Here is a 19,280-nt window from a genome sequence, read left to right on the forward strand (position 1 = left end):
TTACCTAACCTTTCCTAAATAATGCCGTTCCAATTCGAACAAATGTGGCGCCTTCTTCAATTGCCGTTTTGAAGTCTTGGCTCATTCCCATACTCAATTCTGTGCATGGGGCGTATTGCAAGTTTAGTTTTTTCACACTTTCTTGAAGATCTTTCAAGGTTGAAAAAATTGTTCGAACTTCCTGCTCACTCGCTTCATAAGGAGCCATGGTCATCAAACCAATCACTCGTATCTTATCCAACCCTGCTATTTCCTGAATAAAAGAATGAAGCTCTGCTGGGTTGATCCCATGCTTCGATTCTTCACCAGAAACATTTATCTCAATAAAACAATCTATTTGATGTTCCGCACGTTTTTGAATTTCTTGTGCTAAACGCAAACTGTCCAGTGCATGAAAATAATCAATTTCATTTATAATCAATTTTACCTTGCGACGCTGTAAATTACCAATAAGATGCCATTTAATCTGCTGATGTTGTGAAAGACTTTGCTTTTTCTCTAGTAATTTATCTACCCTATTTTCCGCTAAATCCAAAATTCCCAACTCAACGAGTTCACTTGCTGTTTTGGAGTCGACACTCTTGGTCACCGCAACCATTGTAACATCCTTTGGGTTACGTGAAACAAGAGCACACGACTCCTGAATTTCTTGCTCGATTTTATGCAAGTTTTCAGCGATCATGTGCTCTCCCCCTTTTATTTTCTACGGCGAAAGAATGGTGGTGTATCTAGTTCTTCGTCTTTTTCAGGTTTTACTTCTTCACGATTGAAGGTTTCGAATTCTTTCTTTTCGATGTTATCAAATTGTGTTTCTTCAACCTTCGGGCGGATATTTTCTTCTTTACGAATATCCCATTCGCCAAATGCAGATTGCCCTTCATTATTTCTTGAAGGTTCGATATCTAAATTTTGCTTTTGTGGAACTGATTGGATTTGACTAGCACGTTGTGTGTTACGTGTAGCCTTACGCTCCTTTTTTGTTGGGTCAATTCCTGTCGCAATTACTGTCACGCGAATTTCATCGCCTAATTCTTCGCTGATTGATGTACCTAAAATAATATTTACATCGCCTGTAGCTGCACTAGCAACGATGTCAGAAGCATCTTGTGCCTCAAATAGCGTCATATCTAAACCGCCAGTAATATTTAACAATACTTGTTCTGCACCATCAATAGATGTTTCTAATAATGGAGAAGAAATAGCTTTCTTCGTCGCTTCGACAACACGATCTTCACCGCTAGCAACACCAATACCCATCAAAGCAGTACCTTGATTAGCCATAACTGTTTTCACATCAGCGAAGTCCAAGTTGACATAGCCAGGAGCTGTAATCAAATCAGAAATCCCTTGCACTCCTTGACGTAAAACATTGTCTGCTTCACGGAAGGCCTCAAGCATTGGCGTTTTCTTATCAACAACTTCAAGTAAACGATTGTTTGAAATGATTAATAGTGTATCAACGTTTTCTTTAAGCAATGAAATGCCTTCTGCGGCAAAACGTCCGCGTTTTGGTCCTTCAAAGCTAAATGGACGAGTAACGACTCCTACTGTTAATGCACCTAAATCTTTAGCGATTTTCGCAACAATCGGTGCTGCACCAGTACCAGTTCCCCCACCCATTCCGGCAGTAATAAAGACCATGTCAGCACCTTCTAATGCATCACGGATTGCTTGTTCACTTTCTTCTGCTGATTTTTGACCAACTTCAGGCTGTGAACCAGCACCTAAACCGCGTGTATATTTAGGGCCTAATTGAATAACTGTTTCTGCTTTTGAATTTTTAAGAGCTTGTACATCAGTGTTTGACGCGATAAATTCAACGCCTTTGACGTTTTCCTCGATCATACGGTTGATGGCATTGCCACCGCCACCGCCAACACCGATAACTTTAATAACTGCACCTTCGTTAATATTGTTATCTATTGAGAATTCCATATTTTCTATTCCTCCTACAAATTAGTCAAAAATATTAGAGAAGAAGTCTTTAATCTTCCCGGTTACTTTTTCTTCATTTTTTGGTTTTGATTCTTCTTCGTAATCATTTGAAGCTTCGTAATCGTCATACACAGGTGCCGTCGAGACAGCGCTCGTTTGAGGTGAAGCAGATAAAGAAACTTTTTCACCGGTCACAGCTGATTTTGCCAAATGATATACATCGCTTAATTCAGCTGAATAATTAACGATACTAATGACATTTGTAAAGACTGGATTTCTCAAGCCCATTTGGTTTGGTACATGCAGTTTCACTGTCGTTCCAAAAATATCTTCAGCTAAGTCAACTACGCCTGGCAAGCTTGCAGCACCACCAGTTAACACGACTCCACCTGGTAAGTCAAGCGCTTCGATTTCATCTAAAGCTTCTTTTGCTTTGCGGAATATTTGTTCTAAACGTGCTTCAATGATTTCAGCTAAATAGCGCTCATCGACTTTAATCGGATCTGTTTTACCAATCACATCTACAGGGAAATCTTCATCCGCTGATGTGCGGCTTGGGTAAGCATCTCCATAGTTAATTTTTAATGCTTCCGCATTGTTAAATGACGTGTTCAAAACAATCGAGATATCTTTAGTAACAAATTCTCCACCTTCTTGATCCACGTGGGTGAATTTTAATTGTTTATCATGCATAACGGCCGTTGTTGTTTGTCCGCCACCCATGTCAATAACAATCGTACCAAAATCTTTTTCTCCATCAGATAATGTAGATTCTGTCAGAGCCAAAGATGTAATTACTGTCTCAGCAACAGACAAGCCCGCTTTTTCAACACATTTGGTAATGTTATGAATGATTGTCTTAGGACCAGTAAATACTAATCCGAACATCTCAAGACGTACACCGATCATACCGCGTGGATCTTTGATTCCTTCAAAACCATCAACGGTAAACTCTTGAGGCAATAGTGCAACTATTTGTCTTTCAGGAGGAACCGAACGAACCATTGCTGCTGAAGCGACATTACGAACATCTTCATCCATAATCTCTTTAGACTCATTATTCACAGCGATCATACCTTGGCAAGGCTCAACTTCTAATAAGTTGGCAGGTAATCCTACACTGACACTTTTAATCTGAATCCCAGCTTTTTCCTCGGCCTGTTTTACTGCTCGTTGAATCGCCTGTACTGTTTTATCAATATCTACGATAATCCCACGATTGATTCCTTCTGATTTTGCGTTTCCAACACCAATGATATTCATTTGGCTATCGATGTACTCGGCTACAACAACTTTTATCGATGTTGTCCCGATATCAAGGCCTACATACATTCCTGCTTTTGCCATGAATGGGATTCCCTCCTATTTTCAAATAAATGCTTTATTCAGATTTAATATTTTAAGTTACTGTTAAGCATGAAATATAATTTTTTGCAAGTAATTCACTGCCTTCAATTTTAACACATTTTGCCTAGAATGAAAAAGAAGATTCAACATTTTCTTGTAATAAATTTAATCATTTCCAACTGGCGTTTCAGATTGTCCTGTCGAGCCTTGCGTTGAATCCTCAGTAGCTGAATTTTCAGTGTACGGATAGCTATATATTCCAGCTTCCATGTCAACTACGCCTTTAATCTCTTTATCGCTCATTTCTTTAGCAATTTGAGGGTAGTATTTCATTTTATCCCCTAGATCGTTGATACTAACCAACACTTTATTCCCATCATTCATGAAAATTTCCAGTAACTCTTTGTTTTCACTTGTCGGAGCATACTTTATCTGAGATATTCCTTGTTTTACTTCTTCAGATAATTTTTTATATCCTTCAAGAACTTTCAATATTCGTTTTGATCCAGTGAAGTTCTCCAAAATTGGCAACTCTCCATCGCTTTTTTCAACTTCGACTGGAATAATCTTTCCATTCGAAATTACAGGTGAGTATTTCCCATCACTTTCTAAATAGGCGACCTCTGGATACTCTTTCACTTTCACTTCAAAATGATTGAAGCCATCGATGTGAACTTCCGCATCCTCAATCTGAAGTTCTTGCTTTTTCAAATTTTTCACATTGTCACTACGATCAAAATATTGACTCCAAAGATTATCTCCAACTGAAAAATTGAGTTCTTTTTTGATTATCTCTGCCGAAATTTTTTCATTCCCAGTAATGCTTACTCCACCTAACTTACCTAAGGGTGAAATGTAATATAATAATAGTATCGCCGGGATTGAAAATAATCCAATTAAAATGGAAGATCTTCGAACGAGACGACGATTTCGTTCATGTTTAATATTGGGGAGACGCTCTAAGAACGAACCGTTTTTTGGACCTTTGGCAGAATCTGGTGCTTCTTTTTCTTCTGTATCTTCCAGATCCTCATCAACAGTCGGTGGATCATCCATATCTGCTGCTTCTCTTTTTTCATCGGCGGGTTCACTAGTATTTGTGTTTTCAGCTGACGATTCAGAAGATTTCGGCGGTGTTTCAGGTTCGCCCTTCTCGAGCGCTTTTTGCTTTAAATACTCCATGTTTGCTAGTTGCCACGGAGTCAAACTCTCTTGTTTTGTTTTTTCTTCTTTTTCTTCTGGAAACTCTTCACGACTAATGATCCTCACCTCCAATAATTATTTAACGATCTCGTTTACCAATGACCACATGCGTTCAGCTGCGTCAGGAATTCCTTCTTGACGAGAAGCTTTTGCCATTATTTCTCTTTTTTCATTGTTACTCATGATTTCATCTACCGCTTCAACAAGATTTTCACCTGTTAAATTAGCATCTGCAATCATTTTAACAGCACCCGCGTTTACCAAACTCTGTGCGTTTTTTGTTTGGTGGTCATTGGTAACATATGGACTCGGGATTAGGATGGCTGGTAGTCCCAATGCAGTAAACTCTGCTATGGATGTTGCTCCAGCTCTACCTATCAATAAGTCTACATTTGCCATAACATCCGTCATATTTTTTATATAAGGTTGAAGCGACAAGTTGCGACTGATTTTTTCTACATCAATTTTTTCAGAAATCTCGTTATAATAACGGTCTCCAGAAGCGTATAATACCTGATAATCTTTTTGCGAGAATTTGGGTAACGCCTGTATGACTGCTTGGTTTATTTTAAGTGCACCCTGGCTGCCGCCAAAAATTAATACTGTTGGGGTATCTGGCAACAATTTGTATTGTTCCAATACGTCTGATTTTCCACTAGTGACTACTTCTTGCGCTCGAGGATTTCCCACTAATACAGTCTTATTTTCCGGAAAATATTGAGCAGCATCAGGAAAACAGATGCCCACCTTATCAGCAAAACGGCTCAAAAATTTATTTGTAATACCCGGTACGCTATTTTGCTCGTGAACGATCGTCGGAATTTTCATTCTTGCTGCGGCATAAACAACCGATCCAGAAACATATCCACCTGTACCAATCACAACATCTGGCTTAAATTCTCGCAATATTTCCTTCGAGCGTTTGATACTTTCTAGAAAGAGCTGTACGGTTTTTAAATTATCAAACGAAAGTTTCCGTTTAAATCCTTGAATTTTAATTGTCTTAAAAGAGATGCCTGTTTCAGGCACGATTTTATTTTCCAAACCTCGATGCGTCCCTACATATAGAAATTCAGAATCAGGTTGGATTTTTTGTACGTAACGGATAAATGCCAGAGCTGGATAGATATGTCCACCAGTGCCACCGCCTGTAACAAGTATTCTCATTTCATTTCCCTACTTTTCTAGTTGTTTCACAGCATGCATAAATTTATCTCCGCGTATTTCAAAGTTTGGGTATTGATCCCAGCTTGCATTTGCAGGAGATAATAAAATGCTATCGCCATCTTCACTCTGTTCATAGGCCAAAGGAACAGCCGTTTCAACATTAGAGGTCAAAATAACTGTCTGAATCCCTGCTCTTCTTGCAGTATCAGCCAGTTTGTCCTTCGTTTCGCCAAAAAGAATCACTGCTTTGACACCTTCTAATGACGGAATCAGCTCATCAAATTCATTTCCACGATCCAAGCCGCCCGCCAGTAAAATTAAACGATCATTATCAAAGCCACTTAGCGCCATTTCGGTTGCTAAGCTGTTTGTTGCCTTTGAATCATTGTAAAACTTGCGTCCATTGATCGTATCCACGTATTGTGTTCGATGAGGAACACCATGAAAATTACTTAACGCTTTACGAATTCCTTCATTAGAAATACCTTTTAATTTTGCTACTGCAATTGCTGCCAAAGCATTCTCAATATTATGAGCGCCAGGTACACCTAAATCAGAAGCAGCCATAATCTTTTCTTTTTTGAAACACAGCTGTCCATCTGATAGGTAAGCCCCGTTATCTAACTTTTCTGTTGTAGAAAAAGGAACAATTTGTGCCCCAGTTTGTGTGCTCAACTCTTGTAATTCTGTTGAATTCCAGTTTAAAACTAAATAATCATCTGCGGTCATGTTTTGTTGGATTGCCCATTTAGCTGCTACGTAATTTTCACGCGTTTTATGATAATCTAAATGCGCTTCATAAATATTGGTAATAACTGCTATTTGTGGCTTAAAGCTTTTAATTCCCATCAATTGAAAACTCGACAATTCCATAACGATGTCGTCATCTGCTGTAGCCTTAGAAGCTACTTCACTAGCAGGAAAACCAATATTCCCAGCTAAGTGTGCTTTACCAGTCTTTCTCTCTTGATTCAATAATAGACCGATCATGGTAGTTGTTGTCGTTTTCCCATTCGTTCCGGTAATACCAACGATAGGACATTCTGCGACTTGATAAGCCAACTCCACTTCGGTCAAAATTGGAATATGCAATTCTTCGGCTTTCGCCACTAAGGGATTATCATAAGGAATACCAGGATTTTTTACCATTAATGAAAAATCTTCATCTAGTAATTCGATTGGATGGTGACCTGTAATCACTCGTACACCCTGCTCCAACAGTCCTTGTGCCTCAGGGTTTTCTTCGAAAGGTTTTCCATCGTTTACCGTAACAAGTGCGCCCAAGTCGTTTAATAACTTGGCCGCACTAAATCCACTCTTCGCTAATCCTAACACTAATACCTTTTCGTTTTCATATTGTTTGATTTGTTTCATTTCCTAGTCATCTCCTACAGTACGATCAATAAAACAATAATAGATGCAATCAGTCCGATTGCCCAAAATACAGTATCTACTTTCCATTCGGACCAACCTGACATCTCAAAATGATGATGCAACGGTGACATCTTAAAAACACGTTTCCCTGTCATTTTAAAGGAAGTAACTTGAATAATCACGCTTGCTGTTTCAAAAATATATACCAGACCGACTAATAGCAATGTCCATTCTTGATGTAGAACAATTGAAACAGCTGCCAACAATCCGCCTAAAGCAAGAGAACCGACATCTCCCATAAAAATTTTCGCAGGTTTTCTATTGTAAGGAAAGAAACCGACTAAACCACCCATTAAAGCTAGACACACGATTAAAACTTCATATTGTTGTTGGTTCCAAGCAATAATACCGTATGTTGCAAATGAGATTGTTCCTAGGCCTGAAACTAGCCCGTCGATTCCATCAGTTAGATTTACTGCATTTGAGAAACCAACCAACCAAAAAATCACAAAAAGTCCATAGACAATATTTAAGGGTAAATCGATGCCAAAGAAATTCAACGTATTTGGATAACCTTCCATTCGGTAGATTAAATAGAAGACTATCGCAACAACAACTTGCGCAATGAATTTCTGCTTTGAAGTTAATCCTTCATTTTGCTTCTTAGCTAATTTGATAAAATCGTCCAGAAATCCAATGATTCCATAAAGTAATAATACGAATACTAGAATTAATAACGAGGTTGTCATTTGCTGCGTCCAAAGACTAAACCAGATTGATGTAATCACTGCAGCGGCTAGAAAACCTAAACCACCCATCGTTGGTGTGCCAGCTTTTGTATTATGCCATTTTGGCCCTTCATCACGAATTTCTTGTCCTTGTTTCTTCATCCTAAAATAGCCAATAATAAATGGCATGCCTGCAACAGTAATTGCGAAACTACTGGCAAAAGCGATAAATAGTTGTGCCGGTTGCATTTTTTTCTCTCCAGTCTAACCTAACGTAATTTTCAATTTCTTCTTCGATATTTCCGAATAGGGAGCAATATTTTGTTTCGTACAGTAGCCGTCCCCTTTAAATGTGACATCAATATCCAGCAAATTAGTCAATTTCAAAATATCTGCTTTAGACCAGCCACGAACATCAGGCATCTCTTTCTTGCCGTCTGTCAACAAAATAAGATGTTCATTTGCCATTACCTTTTCACCTGGTTTGGCAGACTGCTGTACAATCTTATCTCCATCGCCAACTACTACAGCTGTCAGTCCACGCTTATTGGCATCTGCTGCAGCTTTTGATGTTGAAAGATTACGATAATCTTCAACAGTAACCTTAGTATTACTTTCTTCCTCTGAAGAATCAGATTCATTATTTTGGAATTCCATTGCACGACTCAATAAAGGATTAGCGATGTCTCCCAAAATACCTGCCTTATTTTCCTGCGGCTGCTTCATTGTTAAATATAAAATGTATTCTGGATCCTCTGAAGGAAGCATCAACGCAATTGAATAAATATAGTTTGTATCACCTGTCAAATATCTACCATTCTCAGCAATTTGAGCGGTCCCTGTTTTAGCAGAAATATGATATCCGGGTACTTTATATTGATCATAAGCAGAACCGTAATTTTCACTTTCTACGGTATCACGCATGTATTCACGCACCTTTTGTGCGGTCTCAGCCGTAATTGGTTCACCTACGACTTCTGGCTTTGTAATAATTTCTTTACCTGTATTAGGGTTAGCTATTTTTTCAACATAATGGGGTTGCAGCATTTTCCCGTCATTTGCAACAGCAGTAAAGCCGCGCATCATTTGAAAATTCGTTACCCCAATAGCTTGTCCATATGAACTCATCGCCTGGTCAACGATATTACTCGTCGGCAGAGTTCCTTTTGATTCACCAGGCAAACCAGAATAAGTACTTTGACCAAATCCAAAGCGTTTCACGTATTCAGGCCAACGATCCCCAAGTTTTTCTTCCAACTTCACCATTCCGACATTACTAGACCAAGATAACGCTTGGCGCATTGTTAATATTCCTTTTTTGCCTAAGTCCCAGTCATTAATGGTCGCATCAGCCACTTGGATCTTTCCAGAAACGTAGCTTTCATTTTCATTAAAGACGCCTTCGTTAACGGCTGCGGCAGTGGTAAAAACCTTCATAGTTGATCCTGGCTCATAGCTATCTTCTACTAAGAAGTTTCGCCATGCGTCAGATTCTCCGAGCCCTTCCTTAGTCTCTGGGTTGAATGTTGGTCGTTGAGACATTGCTAGAATATCCCCTGTTTTCGCCTGCATCAGCATAGCCGTCATCTCTGTAGGATTGGCTTCTGAATTCACTTTGTCCAATAACGTTTCTAAATAGCTTTGTAAGCCTGCGTCTAAAGTAGTATAGATATCTTCTCCGTCGACTGCTTTCTTTTCTTCTGCAACACTACCAGGAATTGGGCGTTGGTTTTCGTCCTTTTGATAAACTACTTTTCCATCTTTCCCTTTTAAAACATCGTCGTAAGCTGCTTCGACACCCATCATCCCAACTAAATTTTCATTTTTATCTGGTTGAGCATAACCTATGAAGTGAGAAGCAAAATTTCCATTCGGATACATTCGATCAGTGTGATCGGTGAAATATAGTCCTTTGATTTTAGCTTTCTTCATCGCATCTTCGATATTTTGTTTGGTCTCCTCGGAAATGTTTTTTCCCTTATTGCCAAACTCAACTTGGTAATACTTACTTGTCCCGTCACTATTTATGCCGCTCTTTAATGTTTTCAAAGCTGTTTTTTCTTTAATTCCTAAATACTTATGTAATATAGAAGCTAATTCATCAAAGTTTTTCTCTTGGGCGTAAAGTTTATCTTTTCCTGAAACATAGCTTTCCGAAAGAATTGCATAAACGGAATAAGAGGTAGCATCTTCTGCTATAACCTCACCGTTACGATCATAAATCGTCCCTCGTTTAGCCTTAACAACTTCACCACCATGATAAAGCTCTTCCGTCTTAGCTTTTAATGATGTTCCTGCTACATGTCCACCTGCCACCACATAAATCATGCGAACGGCAAATAAAAAGAACAATCCAATACTCGTAGCAAACAAAATAACGCCTACTTTTTTGCGATTGTTCATCGGAGTCAAATTCTTTTTTCGGATTTTTCTTCTTAGCCTTTTAAAGCTCATTTACTTCACTTTCCTTAAATTCGCGTCATTGATAGAAAGACCCGCTTTTTCCGCAACTTCTTTCAAACGATCAGATCGAGACAATTCACTTTTTTCTTGTTGTAATTGCGTCGCCGTTTTTTCTTTCGCATCAATATCGGTTTGAATACTAGTAATTTCATTTTGTGTTTTGCTGATTTCATTACGATAATTTACCATCACGATTGACAGCCCAATTAACATCACTAAGAAAGCTAACACGGCAAATTTTTCTACTCGTGTAATTTTCTTTAAACGATCTCCTGGAGAAACGAAGACTTTGAAAGAATCTGGCGTTTGTTGAATCTCATTTTGCTGAGAATCAAATTGAAATGGTTGTTTATTTTTTAATTCTGCCATAATTCCTATCCTTTCTTCACTTTCTCAGCGATCCGCAATTTTGCACTTCTCGCACGATTGTTCTCATTTAATTCCTCTTCTGAAGGAATAATTGGTTTTCGATTAACTAATTTTAGCATTGGCTGAAATTCTTCCGGTACCATTGGTAAGCCAGGTGGCATATCCTTAGGTGTGCTAAATTCTTTAAAAATGATCTTCACGATTCGGTCTTCTAATGAATGAAACGTAATTACACTGACTCTTCCGTTAACAGATAGCATATCAATCGCTTGTTCCAAAGAACTCTCAATTGCTCCTAGCTCATCATTCACAGCAATCCGAACAGCTTGGAAAACCCTTTTTGCAGGATGACCGCCTTTTCGTCTTGCCGGAGCTGGAATAGCTTCCTTAATTATATCAACGAGCTCGCCTGTAGTTTCTATTGGCTTTTCTTCACGTTTGCGTTCAATCAAACGTGCGATTTGTTTAGAGAATTTTTCTTCTCCGTAACGAAAGAAGATTTTTACTAATTCATGGTAAGAGTAATCATTTACAACTTGATAGGCACTCAAGGGAGCATCCTGATCCATCCGCATATCCAATGGAGCATCTTGATGGTAACTAAACCCACGTTCAGCCTCATCTAGTTGCGGAGAGGAAACGCCCAAATCATATAAAATCCCATCGACTTCTGTCACGCCTAAATAATTCAGTTCTTCTTTTAAATCTCTGAAATTAGCTTTAATAAAAGTCACTTGCTTTTTTTCGACATATTTTGTCAAACGAATTTTCGCGTTATTAATCGCTTTTTGATCTTGATCAAAAGCATAAAGATGTCCATCTGCGTTTAACTGGCTTAATAAGTACTCACTGTGACCAGCACCGCCTAATGTACAATCAACATAAATACCGTCTGGTTTGATTGCTAGACCATCAACTGTCTCGCGAAGCAAAACGGTTGTATGTTGAAAGTCTGTCATTGATAATCCTCTTCTCTAAAATCCAAAATCGACCATTGTCTCTGCAATGTCGTCGAAACTAGCTTCTGTTTCTTTTGTAAAATCATTCCAACGAGCTTGATCCCAAATTTCAATGCGATTGGCTACACCAATGATGACGCATTCTTTTTCCAAAGAAGCGTGACTACGCAAAGATGCCGGTATATTGATCCGACCTTGTTTATCAATCTCACACTCGGTAGCAGCAGAGTAAAAGAAACGAACAAATGCACGCGCATCTTTCTTTGAAAGCGGCATTTCATTTAGCTTTGTTTCTAATTGGTTCCACTCGGCTAAAGGGTAACCGAACAAACACCCATCCATACCTCGGGTAACAACAAACTTCTCGCCTAACTGTTCACGTAATTTTGATGGGACGATCAATCGACCTTTTGCATCAATATTGTGTTGAAATTCACCCATGAACATCTAGACTTCACCCCTTTTTACCACCGCATGAGATTAGTCTACCACAATCCCCCACAATCTACCACACTTTACAAAAAACAAAAATAACAGTTTCTTGACCTTTTCTAACCATATTGTTTTATCGGGAAATACGCAGGTAATAAAGAGTTTTTTTAAAGTTTTTTTCATTTATAAGGCATTAATAATACTTGCAATAATCAAAATAAAATAGACCAAAACTGATAATAAAAACGTTAAGCGCCAAAACATTTTGAAAAAGCGACCATACATGATTTCACGATAGCGATAGGCTTGGAAAACGACGACGCTAATACCCAATAATAGAATGGATAGCAAAAAATATGGTAAAATTGAAAACGTACTGATACTTTTTGATATTTCGTGCATTCCAACGATTAAAAATGGTACAGTAATATCTGGCGTTTTCAAATTGAAGCGTTGTTTTAATTTAAAAGTTGTTACGATATAATCAGACGCTAAAAAGACGATAATCGGGAAAATGTACCATAACAACAAAATTGGTGAAAATGATGCCAACAAATACAGTCCTTCCTCTTCTAACTACTACCTTCACTATACTGCATTATCGTTACATTCGTGTTTCAATTCATTTAAAATATAAAGGATTTAGCAAGTTTTAACAATTGAATTCGCAATATTGACGCGAAAAGATTTCTTAGTATTTTTTAAAAGTTTTTTCAGTTATTTGCGGAGTTTCAAGAAATGAAGTATGATGAATTTGAGATTTTTTTGAGGATGGTGACGGCATGAATAACAAAAAATCTACCAGTACTTTTTCTAAAGTTACCAAGGTTGTTATTTGGACCATGTTAATTTTAACAATCGGTTCATTGGTTTTGAGTAGTCTACTAAGTATTATGTAAGCAAATAGCCGGAGCATGAGCTCCGGCTATTTTTTTGCTAATTGCAATAATTCTTTTGCATGCTTGACAGTTAAATCTGTAATCTCTGCTCCTGCTAACATACGAGCAATTTCGTCAATACGATCCCTTTCAGTTAACTCCTCTACCTTAGTTAAAGTCCTTCCATCAACTATCTCTTTACGAATAAATAGTTGATGATCAGCTTTAGCGGCTACTTGAGGTAAATGAGTGATACATAAGGCCTGTGAATTCAGACCAATTTGATAAATCTTGTCTGCAATCGCTTGGGCGACTCGCCCACTCACTCCAGTATCTACTTCATCAAAAACAATACTCGTTAATCCCTGAGTTTTTGAGAAAATGGTCTTTAAAGCCAACATGACTCGAGAAATTTCTCCTCCTGAGGCCACTTTAACTAGAGGCTTCAATGGCTCTCCAGGATTAGTCGTTATGTAAAACTCTACCTCATCTACTCCCTCTGCATTAAAAGAGCTCTCTTTAAAACTCACTTCAAACCGAGCATTCTCCATGTACAAATCCTTCAGTTCATTTTGGATTGCTGATTCTAATTTTTTCGCCATCTTTTTTCGCGCCGCTTGTAGCATCTCAGCTAAGTGTTGTAATTCGTTTTCTTTTTCATATAGTTCTTTTTCTAATCTTTCCAATTTGTCTCCAGAGAAATCTGAATCCAAAAGTTCTTCACTAATCTGATCATAATAGTTTAGAATGATCTCGATCGAATCTCCATACTTTCTTTTCAGTTGATGAATTAGTTCAAGCCTTTCATTAACTATATCCAAGCGCTCCTCATCTAACTCTAGCAAATCTAATTGACGCCCGATTTCACTGACCGCATCTTGCAAAAGATAGTAGGCACTATGAACATTATCAGATATGCCTTCATAGTCAGTATCTAAAGAAGCTATTGTTTGAAGTTCCTGACTAGCTGAACCTATCGCATCTAAAGAGTTTGTTTCTTCATTTGTCATAGCTTGGTAACTATAAGAAAGACTATCTACTATTTTCTGATAGTTCGTAAGTTTCTCCCGCTCTTCCATCAGTTTTTCTTCTTCACCAATAGATAGCTCTGCATTTCCAATTTCTTCTTGTTGAAAAGTTAGCATATCGATTCTTTGAACAAAAGATTGTTCATTTTGTTTAAATTTTCTAACTTGATTCATTAAAGTTATATAGCTATGATATGCGGTCTGATACCTAATTTTTTTCTCTTGAAAAGCCGAGTCACCAAAACTATCTAAAAGACGGAGATGCGATTCTGGATGCATCAATTCCTGGTGGTCGTTTTGGCCTTGAATGTCTACTAAGAATTGACCAATTCTTCGTAAGTTCGCCAAAGTAACAATTCTTCCGTTCACTCGTGAGACACTTTTTCCTGAGATATTCAAATCTCTTTGAACAATCAATCCTGCCTCATCTACTTCAATTCCAAGTTCTTCCATTAGTAGACTGAACTCATGTTGCTTAGGTAAATCAAAAAGCCCCTCAACTAAACATTTATCACTACCTTGACGAATATATTCGATGGATGAACGAGCTCCAGCTAACAAGCTAACTGCGTCAATAATAATTGATTTTCCAGCGCCTGTTTCGCCAGTTAGAGCTGTCATTCCATCAGTAAATCCTAAATGCAACGAAGAAATGATCGCAAAATTTTTGATTGTTAGCTCTTGCAACATTTTCATATTCTCCTTTTAATGAGACTTACTAATTATTCTGGCTTTTTTCAACGATATCTTGTTTTATATATTTTGCATCGTCTTCTGTTCTTGCAATCATCAAAACACTATCATCATCATTCAAGGTCGTAAATAAATTTTTCATGAATTGTTTTTCTAATAGATTTGCACAGGCAGACGCATTTCCCGGAAGTGTTTTAACACTGATAAATTTCTCCATTTGATCAATAGAAACCATGGCATCTTTTAACAAATCAGCCAGTTTTTCATTCACGTCTTCCTGTTCTTGAAGGGGCATACTGTATCGATACCCACCATTCGGAGAAGGTACCTTAATGAGTTTCATTTCTTTGATATCACGTGAAATTGTTGCTTGAGTTACTTTCACACCTTCTCGCGCAAGAACTGTTACAAATTCCTCCTGCTTCCTCACATCATACTCGCTCAATAACTTAGTAATAATGCGATGGCGCTCGTCTTTTCGCATTTCTTTTCCTCCTGATTATTTATCTAATTGCTGATGAGCCTCTGCTACAACCATTTCCAAATCAATTTCTGATTTTAAACAACCTGTTTCAGGTACTTTTTTCAAATGAGCCAAAAACTCAATGTTTCCTTCCCCGCCAGTAATAGGAGAAAAAGTCAGTTCCTCTACATTAAAACCATGCGCTATTGCAAAATCAGTAATTTCCTTTAACACCATCAAATGTGTTTTTGGGTCCTTAACAATTCCCTTTTTCCCTACAAATTCTCTTCCCGCTTCAAATTGTGGTTTAATCAACGCGACCACGTCTCCGTTATCCATCAAAATTTCATGTAAGGGAGGTAAAATCAGCTTTAAAGAGATAAAGGAAACATCAATTGTTGCAAAATTTGGTTGTCCCTTCTCAAAATCTGCTAACTTAGAATAACGGAAATTCGTCCGTTCCATGACAACTACTCGCTCATCCTGACGTAGTTTCCAAGCCAATTGATTATAGCCAACATCTAAGGCATAGCTTAACAAAGCACCGTTTTGCAATGCAACGTCCGTGAACCCGCCTGTAGAAGATCCTATGTCCAACAGAATTTTTTGATCAATATCTACATCAAAACTTTTTAGAGCCTTTTCTAATTTTAATCCACCACGAGAAACATACGCTAAGCTTTGCCCTTTTACTTGTAAAACTGTCTCAATTGAAATTTTTTCACCAGGTTTATCTAGTCGTTCATTTTTTTGATCATATACTAAACCAGCCATCACGCCGCGTTTAGCCTTTTCTCTGGTTTCAAAAAGTCCCTGATTAAAAGCCAACACGTCGACACGTTCTTTTTTCATGATATCTCCTATTTCTTATAATAGATTTAACTTCATCCAACACATTATTTCTTCAGAGCAAAGAGCGCTAGTAAATCTTCGAAAATTTCAGGCTGAACTTCTGCCACTTTTGATAATTGTTGGATTGTATCTTCAGCTTGACTTAACTCGTCTACCAGAGACTGCTTAGCCCCTTCAACTCCCAATAATGCTGGGTATGTGCTTTTATCTGATTTTTCGTCCTGACCGACTTGCTTTCCTAATTCTTCTGTTGAACTCACAATATCCAATAAATCATCCCGAATTTGAAAAGCCAAACCAATATGCCCACCAAGTTTTTTTAGAAGTTCAAGCACATACTCCGTTTGATTCGCAAGGATCCCTCCAGCTACGAAAGCATAAGTCAACAAAGCACCTGTTTTCCCACGATGAATTATCTTTAATTCGTCTAATGAAACATGCTGCTTTTCCGCCGCCATATCTCCCGCTTGTCCTGCAACCATGCCTCCAGTCCCAGCAGCCTTTGCTAATAACTGGATCAACAAGACAGTTTCAGTGGAGTCTAAAATAGTTTCACTGAGCAGTTGAAATGCACCCGTTAAAAGGCCATCTCCTGCTAAAATTGCTAATGCTTCACCGAAAACCTTATGATTCGTCGGTTTCCCACGTCGTAAATCATCGTCGTCCATTGCTGGAAGATCATCATGGATTAATGAATAGGTGTGAATCATTTCTAATGCTCCCGCAGTCTGGTAAACGGGCAAAGACAACTCTTTTTGAAAAGCTTTTACTGTCGCCAATACTATTAACGGGCGAATCCTTTTCCCCCCCGCATTAATTGAATAAAGCATACTTTCCTTTAACTCTTCATGTGTTGTGTAGGTGTTGATAAAATCAATTATTTCTTTTTCAACTTTAGGTAGCTCTTCAGCAGAAAGCTGCTGTAACATTAGGCTTCCTCCTCACCTGTAAAAGGCACTTCTTCATCTTCACTCATCATCTTGGTTAATGTCTTTTCTGCTTTCGTTAAAGTATCCTGACATTGCTTGCTTAAAACCATACCTTTTTGAAAGGCTTCAAGTGCTTCTTCTAATGGCACATCGCCACGTTCTAATTGTGACACAATATTTTCTAGTTGAGTAATTGATTCTTCAAAGGTTATATTTTCCATTATTTTTTTCCTTCCTCAATTTCTAAGATTGATGCCTTTACATTTCCATCAACAAAATGCACGACCATTTCTTTTTCTTTTAAATTCTTAACAGAACGAATTACTTGGTCATCTTGGGTCGTATATGTAAACCCTCGTCCCATCGTTTTTAGTGGACTTAATAAATCAAGAGACATAACTGCCTGCTGTAATCTACGCTGTTGAGCTTCTATATATCCCTGCATTTGCTGCTGTAGCCGTTCCTGTAAATATGTCATTTGCTGTTGCGCTTGTTTCAAACGATTGATAGGATTGGCTTGGGCCAAGCGACTGCTGTACTGCATCAATTCGCGTTCTCGCTGATTGACTAAAACAGTCATATTTTGTTGCAATTGTTGTACTAATCGATCCAATCGCACACTTTGCGCTTCGTATAATCGTGCAGGCTGTCTAAAGATATAGGATTGCTGCAAACGTTCAAAACGGTCTTTTTTTCGTTGTAATTGATGCATAAAGGCCTGTTCTAAACGTGCTTGTTTCTCTTTAACTCGTAAAATTTCTTCCGATAAAACAGGTACCGCTAATTCTGCAGCTGCTGTTGGCGTTGCTGCTCGGACATCTGCAACTAAATCAGCGATCGTCGTATCCGTTTCGTGCCCGACTGAAGAGATGACGGGAATCGGAGATGCTGCAATTGCTCGAGCGACAATCTCTTCATTAAAAGGCCAAAGATCTTCAATCGATCCCCCACCTCGACCAATAATCATAGTATCAAAATTCAACTTCTCGGCCTTTTTGATATTTGAGACAATATCTGCAGCAGCTTTATCTCCCTGCACCAATGTGGGAAATAAAACCAGTTGCACAATGGGATATCGGCGTTTTACTGTTGTAATAATATCTCTGATCACTGCCCCACTAGGACTAGTGATTACAGCGATTCGTTTCGGAAAGCGAGGCAATGACTTTTTGGGGAGAGAAAACAATCCTTCTTTATCCAATTTCTCTCGCAATTCTGCTAATGCTTGATAGAGCGCACCGACACCGTCAGGCTCCATATGATCTATATAAATCTGATAGTTGCCACTAGCTTCATACAATGCCACGCGACCTACCACTAATACTTTCATACCTTCTTTTGGCGTAAACCTCAGCTTTTGAAACGCTCCTTTAAACATAATAGCACTTATTTTGGAACGTTCATCCTTTAAACTAAAGTATTGATGACTGTTTGCTCGCATACGGAAATTTGATATCTCTCCGGTCAAATAGACCCGCTCTAAATAGGGGTCTACATCGAACTTCCGTTTAATATACTTGTTTAAAGCACTGACGGTTAAATATTCTTGTGCCATTTAAACACCTCTTTGTTATTCGTGATTCAGTACTTGTCGCTCACAACATTCGACTGTTTGCTGCATTAACATAGTGATGGTCATAGGTCCTACTCCCCCAGGAACCGGGGTAATGTAGCTAGCGATCGGTTCGACTTCATCGAACTTCACATCACCTATTAGTTTTCCATCTTCATTTCGATTCATTCCAACATCAATGACAACTGCTCCTGGCTTAACAAATTCTTTTGTAACGAAATGGCCTTTGCCGATTGCTACAACTAAAATATCCGCCTTACTAGCTACTTTTGCCAAATCTTTCGTTTTTGAATGGGTTAATGTGACTGTTGCATCCGCCTCTAATAATAAAATCGCCATTGGTTTACCCACAATATTGCTTCGACCTATCACTACTGCCTGTTTACCTGCCAAAGGGATATCATATTCTTCAAACATTTTCATAATGCCATAAGGAGTACAAGGAATCGTATGGGGCATTCCAGCAAATAATCTTCCCATATTCATTGGATGGAACCCATCAACGTCCTTTAAAGGATTAATTGCCAGTAAAACCTTTTCTTCATCAATATGATCTGGCAAAGGTAACTGAACTAATATTCCATGAAATTCATCTGATTGATTAAATTGTTCGATTTCTCTAATCAGCTCAGTTTCAGTAATACTTTCAGGATAACGTTTTACCTCTGAATGGATACCAATTTTCTTAGCAGCCCGTTCTTTATTTCTTACATAGATCTGGCTGGCTGGGTTTTCTCCGACCAATAGGACAACCAATCCAGGATAAATTCCTTTTTCTGCCAACGTATTCACTTGACTTGCTGTTTCTTTTTGAAGTTTTTCTGCCAATTTTTTACCATCGATAATTTGCGCCATATTAATCCCCACTTCTTTTTCTGTATAGTTTA

At 38.3% G+C, this 19,280-nt stretch carries 20 protein-coding genes; 1 reads left to right on the forward strand and 19 read right to left on the reverse strand.

The window, feature by feature from the left end:
* Nucleotides 1-4: 4 nt before the first annotated feature.
* From IGI50_RS10865 to IGI50_RS10920, 12 genes are all read right to left on the reverse strand, one after another.
* On the reverse strand, nucleotides 5-682 hold the full coding sequence (locus IGI50_RS10865; RefSeq protein WP_438776940.1) for a YggS family pyridoxal phosphate-dependent enzyme: 678 nt from the start codon (nucleotides 680-682) through the stop codon (nucleotides 5-7).
* Between the two features lie 14 nt (nucleotides 683-696).
* Complete coding sequence (ftsZ, locus tag IGI50_RS10870) at nucleotides 697-1,935, reverse strand: cell division protein FtsZ (RefSeq protein WP_010745922.1); 1,239 nt, start codon at nucleotides 1,933-1,935, stop codon at nucleotides 697-699.
* Between the two features lie 21 nt (nucleotides 1,936-1,956).
* Complete coding sequence (ftsA, locus tag IGI50_RS10875) at nucleotides 1,957-3,282, reverse strand: cell division protein FtsA (protein WP_010745921.1); 1,326 nt, start codon at nucleotides 3,280-3,282, stop codon at nucleotides 1,957-1,959.
* A 165-nt stretch (nucleotides 3,283-3,447) separates the two neighbouring features.
* Nucleotides 3,448-4,557 (reverse strand): cell division protein FtsQ/DivIB, encoded by a 1,110-nt coding sequence (locus IGI50_RS10880; protein WP_438776941.1) that lies wholly within the window; start codon nucleotides 4,555-4,557, stop codon nucleotides 3,448-3,450.
* Nucleotides 4,558-4,560: 3 nt separating this feature from the next.
* Entirely contained in the window at nucleotides 4,561-5,652 is a 1,092-nt protein-coding gene (gene murG / locus IGI50_RS10885) for an undecaprenyldiphospho-muramoylpentapeptide beta-N-acetylglucosaminyltransferase (RefSeq protein ID WP_438776942.1), read from the reverse strand.
* Nucleotides 5,653-5,661: 9 nt separating this feature from the next.
* Nucleotides 5,662-7,026 carry a UDP-N-acetylmuramoyl-L-alanine--D-glutamate ligase gene (gene murD, locus IGI50_RS10890; protein WP_438776943.1) on the reverse strand — a complete coding sequence of 455 codons (1,365 nt, stop codon included), beginning with the start codon at nucleotides 7,024-7,026 and terminating at the stop codon, nucleotides 5,662-5,664.
* Between the two features lie 14 nt (nucleotides 7,027-7,040).
* Nucleotides 7,041-8,003, reverse strand: a complete 963-nt coding sequence (gene mraY / locus IGI50_RS10895) for a phospho-N-acetylmuramoyl-pentapeptide-transferase (protein WP_438776944.1) — start codon at nucleotides 8,001-8,003, stop codon at nucleotides 7,041-7,043.
* A gap of 15 nt (nucleotides 8,004-8,018) precedes the next feature.
* Entirely contained in the window at nucleotides 8,019-10,208 is a 2,190-nt protein-coding gene (locus tag IGI50_RS10900; RefSeq protein ID WP_438776945.1) for a penicillin-binding transpeptidase domain-containing protein, read from the reverse strand.
* Nucleotides 10,209-10,586 carry a cell division protein FtsL gene (ftsL, locus tag IGI50_RS10905; RefSeq protein WP_010745915.1) on the reverse strand — a complete coding sequence of 126 codons (378 nt, stop codon included), beginning with the start codon at nucleotides 10,584-10,586 and terminating at the stop codon, nucleotides 10,209-10,211.
* Between the two features lie 5 nt (nucleotides 10,587-10,591).
* Nucleotides 10,592-11,545 (reverse strand): 16S rRNA (cytosine(1402)-N(4))-methyltransferase RsmH, encoded by a 954-nt coding sequence (gene rsmH, locus IGI50_RS10910; protein WP_438776946.1) that lies wholly within the window; start codon nucleotides 11,543-11,545, stop codon nucleotides 10,592-10,594.
* A 15-nt stretch (nucleotides 11,546-11,560) separates the two neighbouring features.
* A complete protein-coding gene (gene mraZ / locus IGI50_RS10915) occupies nucleotides 11,561-11,992 on the reverse strand; it encodes a division/cell wall cluster transcriptional repressor MraZ (protein ID WP_010745913.1) in 432 nt (143 codons plus the stop codon).
* Nucleotides 11,993-12,160: 168 nt separating this feature from the next.
* The gene (locus IGI50_RS10920; RefSeq protein ID WP_010745912.1) at nucleotides 12,161-12,532 is read right to left on the reverse strand and encodes a DUF3397 domain-containing protein; all 372 of its coding nucleotides are present in this window, start codon (nucleotides 12,530-12,532) and stop codon (nucleotides 12,161-12,163) included.
* Between the two features lie 227 nt (nucleotides 12,533-12,759).
* Here IGI50_RS10920 and IGI50_RS10925 point away from each other — a divergent pair, with 227 nt between their 5' ends.
* Nucleotides 12,760-12,876: a DUF4044 domain-containing protein gene (locus IGI50_RS10925; protein WP_010745911.1), complete on the forward strand. Its 117-nt coding sequence runs from the start codon at nucleotides 12,760-12,762 to the stop codon at nucleotides 12,874-12,876.
* 26 nt (nucleotides 12,877-12,902) lie between these two features.
* Here the strand turns inward: IGI50_RS10925 and recN are convergent, their stop codons facing one another.
* From recN to IGI50_RS10960, 7 genes are read right to left on the reverse strand one after another with little or no spacing between them, the layout of a single operon-like run.
* Nucleotides 12,903-14,573 carry a DNA repair protein RecN gene (gene recN / locus IGI50_RS10930; protein WP_218256108.1) on the reverse strand — a complete coding sequence of 557 codons (1,671 nt, stop codon included), beginning with the start codon at nucleotides 14,571-14,573 and terminating at the stop codon, nucleotides 12,903-12,905.
* 28 nt (nucleotides 14,574-14,601) lie between these two features.
* The gene (locus IGI50_RS10935; RefSeq protein ID WP_010745909.1) at nucleotides 14,602-15,060 is read right to left on the reverse strand and encodes an arginine repressor; all 459 of its coding nucleotides are present in this window, start codon (nucleotides 15,058-15,060) and stop codon (nucleotides 14,602-14,604) included.
* 15 nt (nucleotides 15,061-15,075) lie between these two features.
* Nucleotides 15,076-15,891 (reverse strand): TlyA family RNA methyltransferase, encoded by an 816-nt coding sequence (locus IGI50_RS10940; protein WP_438776947.1) that lies wholly within the window; start codon nucleotides 15,889-15,891, stop codon nucleotides 15,076-15,078.
* 44 nt (nucleotides 15,892-15,935) lie between these two features.
* On the reverse strand, nucleotides 15,936-16,820 hold the full coding sequence (locus tag IGI50_RS10945) for a polyprenyl synthetase family protein (protein WP_010745907.1): 885 nt from the start codon (nucleotides 16,818-16,820) through the stop codon (nucleotides 15,936-15,938).
* Nucleotides 16,820-17,041 carry an exodeoxyribonuclease VII small subunit gene (locus IGI50_RS10950; RefSeq protein ID WP_438776948.1) on the reverse strand — a complete coding sequence of 74 codons (222 nt, stop codon included), beginning with the start codon at nucleotides 17,039-17,041 and terminating at the stop codon, nucleotides 16,820-16,822. Before IGI50_RS10950 ends, IGI50_RS10945 begins: the two co-directional genes overlap by 1 nt.
* Entirely contained in the window at nucleotides 17,041-18,375 is a 1,335-nt protein-coding gene (gene xseA / locus IGI50_RS10955; protein ID WP_010745905.1) for an exodeoxyribonuclease VII large subunit, read from the reverse strand. The genes IGI50_RS10950 and xseA overlap by 1 nt, the downstream gene beginning before the upstream one ends.
* 15 nt (nucleotides 18,376-18,390) lie before the next feature.
* Entirely contained in the window at nucleotides 18,391-19,248 is an 858-nt protein-coding gene (locus tag IGI50_RS10960; RefSeq protein WP_438776949.1) for a bifunctional methylenetetrahydrofolate dehydrogenase/methenyltetrahydrofolate cyclohydrolase, read from the reverse strand.
* Nucleotides 19,249-19,280 lie beyond the last annotated feature (32 nt).

Source organism: Enterococcus sp. DIV0170 (assembly GCF_051710765.1).
GTDB lineage: Bacteria > Bacillota > Bacilli > Lactobacillales > Enterococcaceae > Enterococcus_A > Enterococcus_A raffinosus.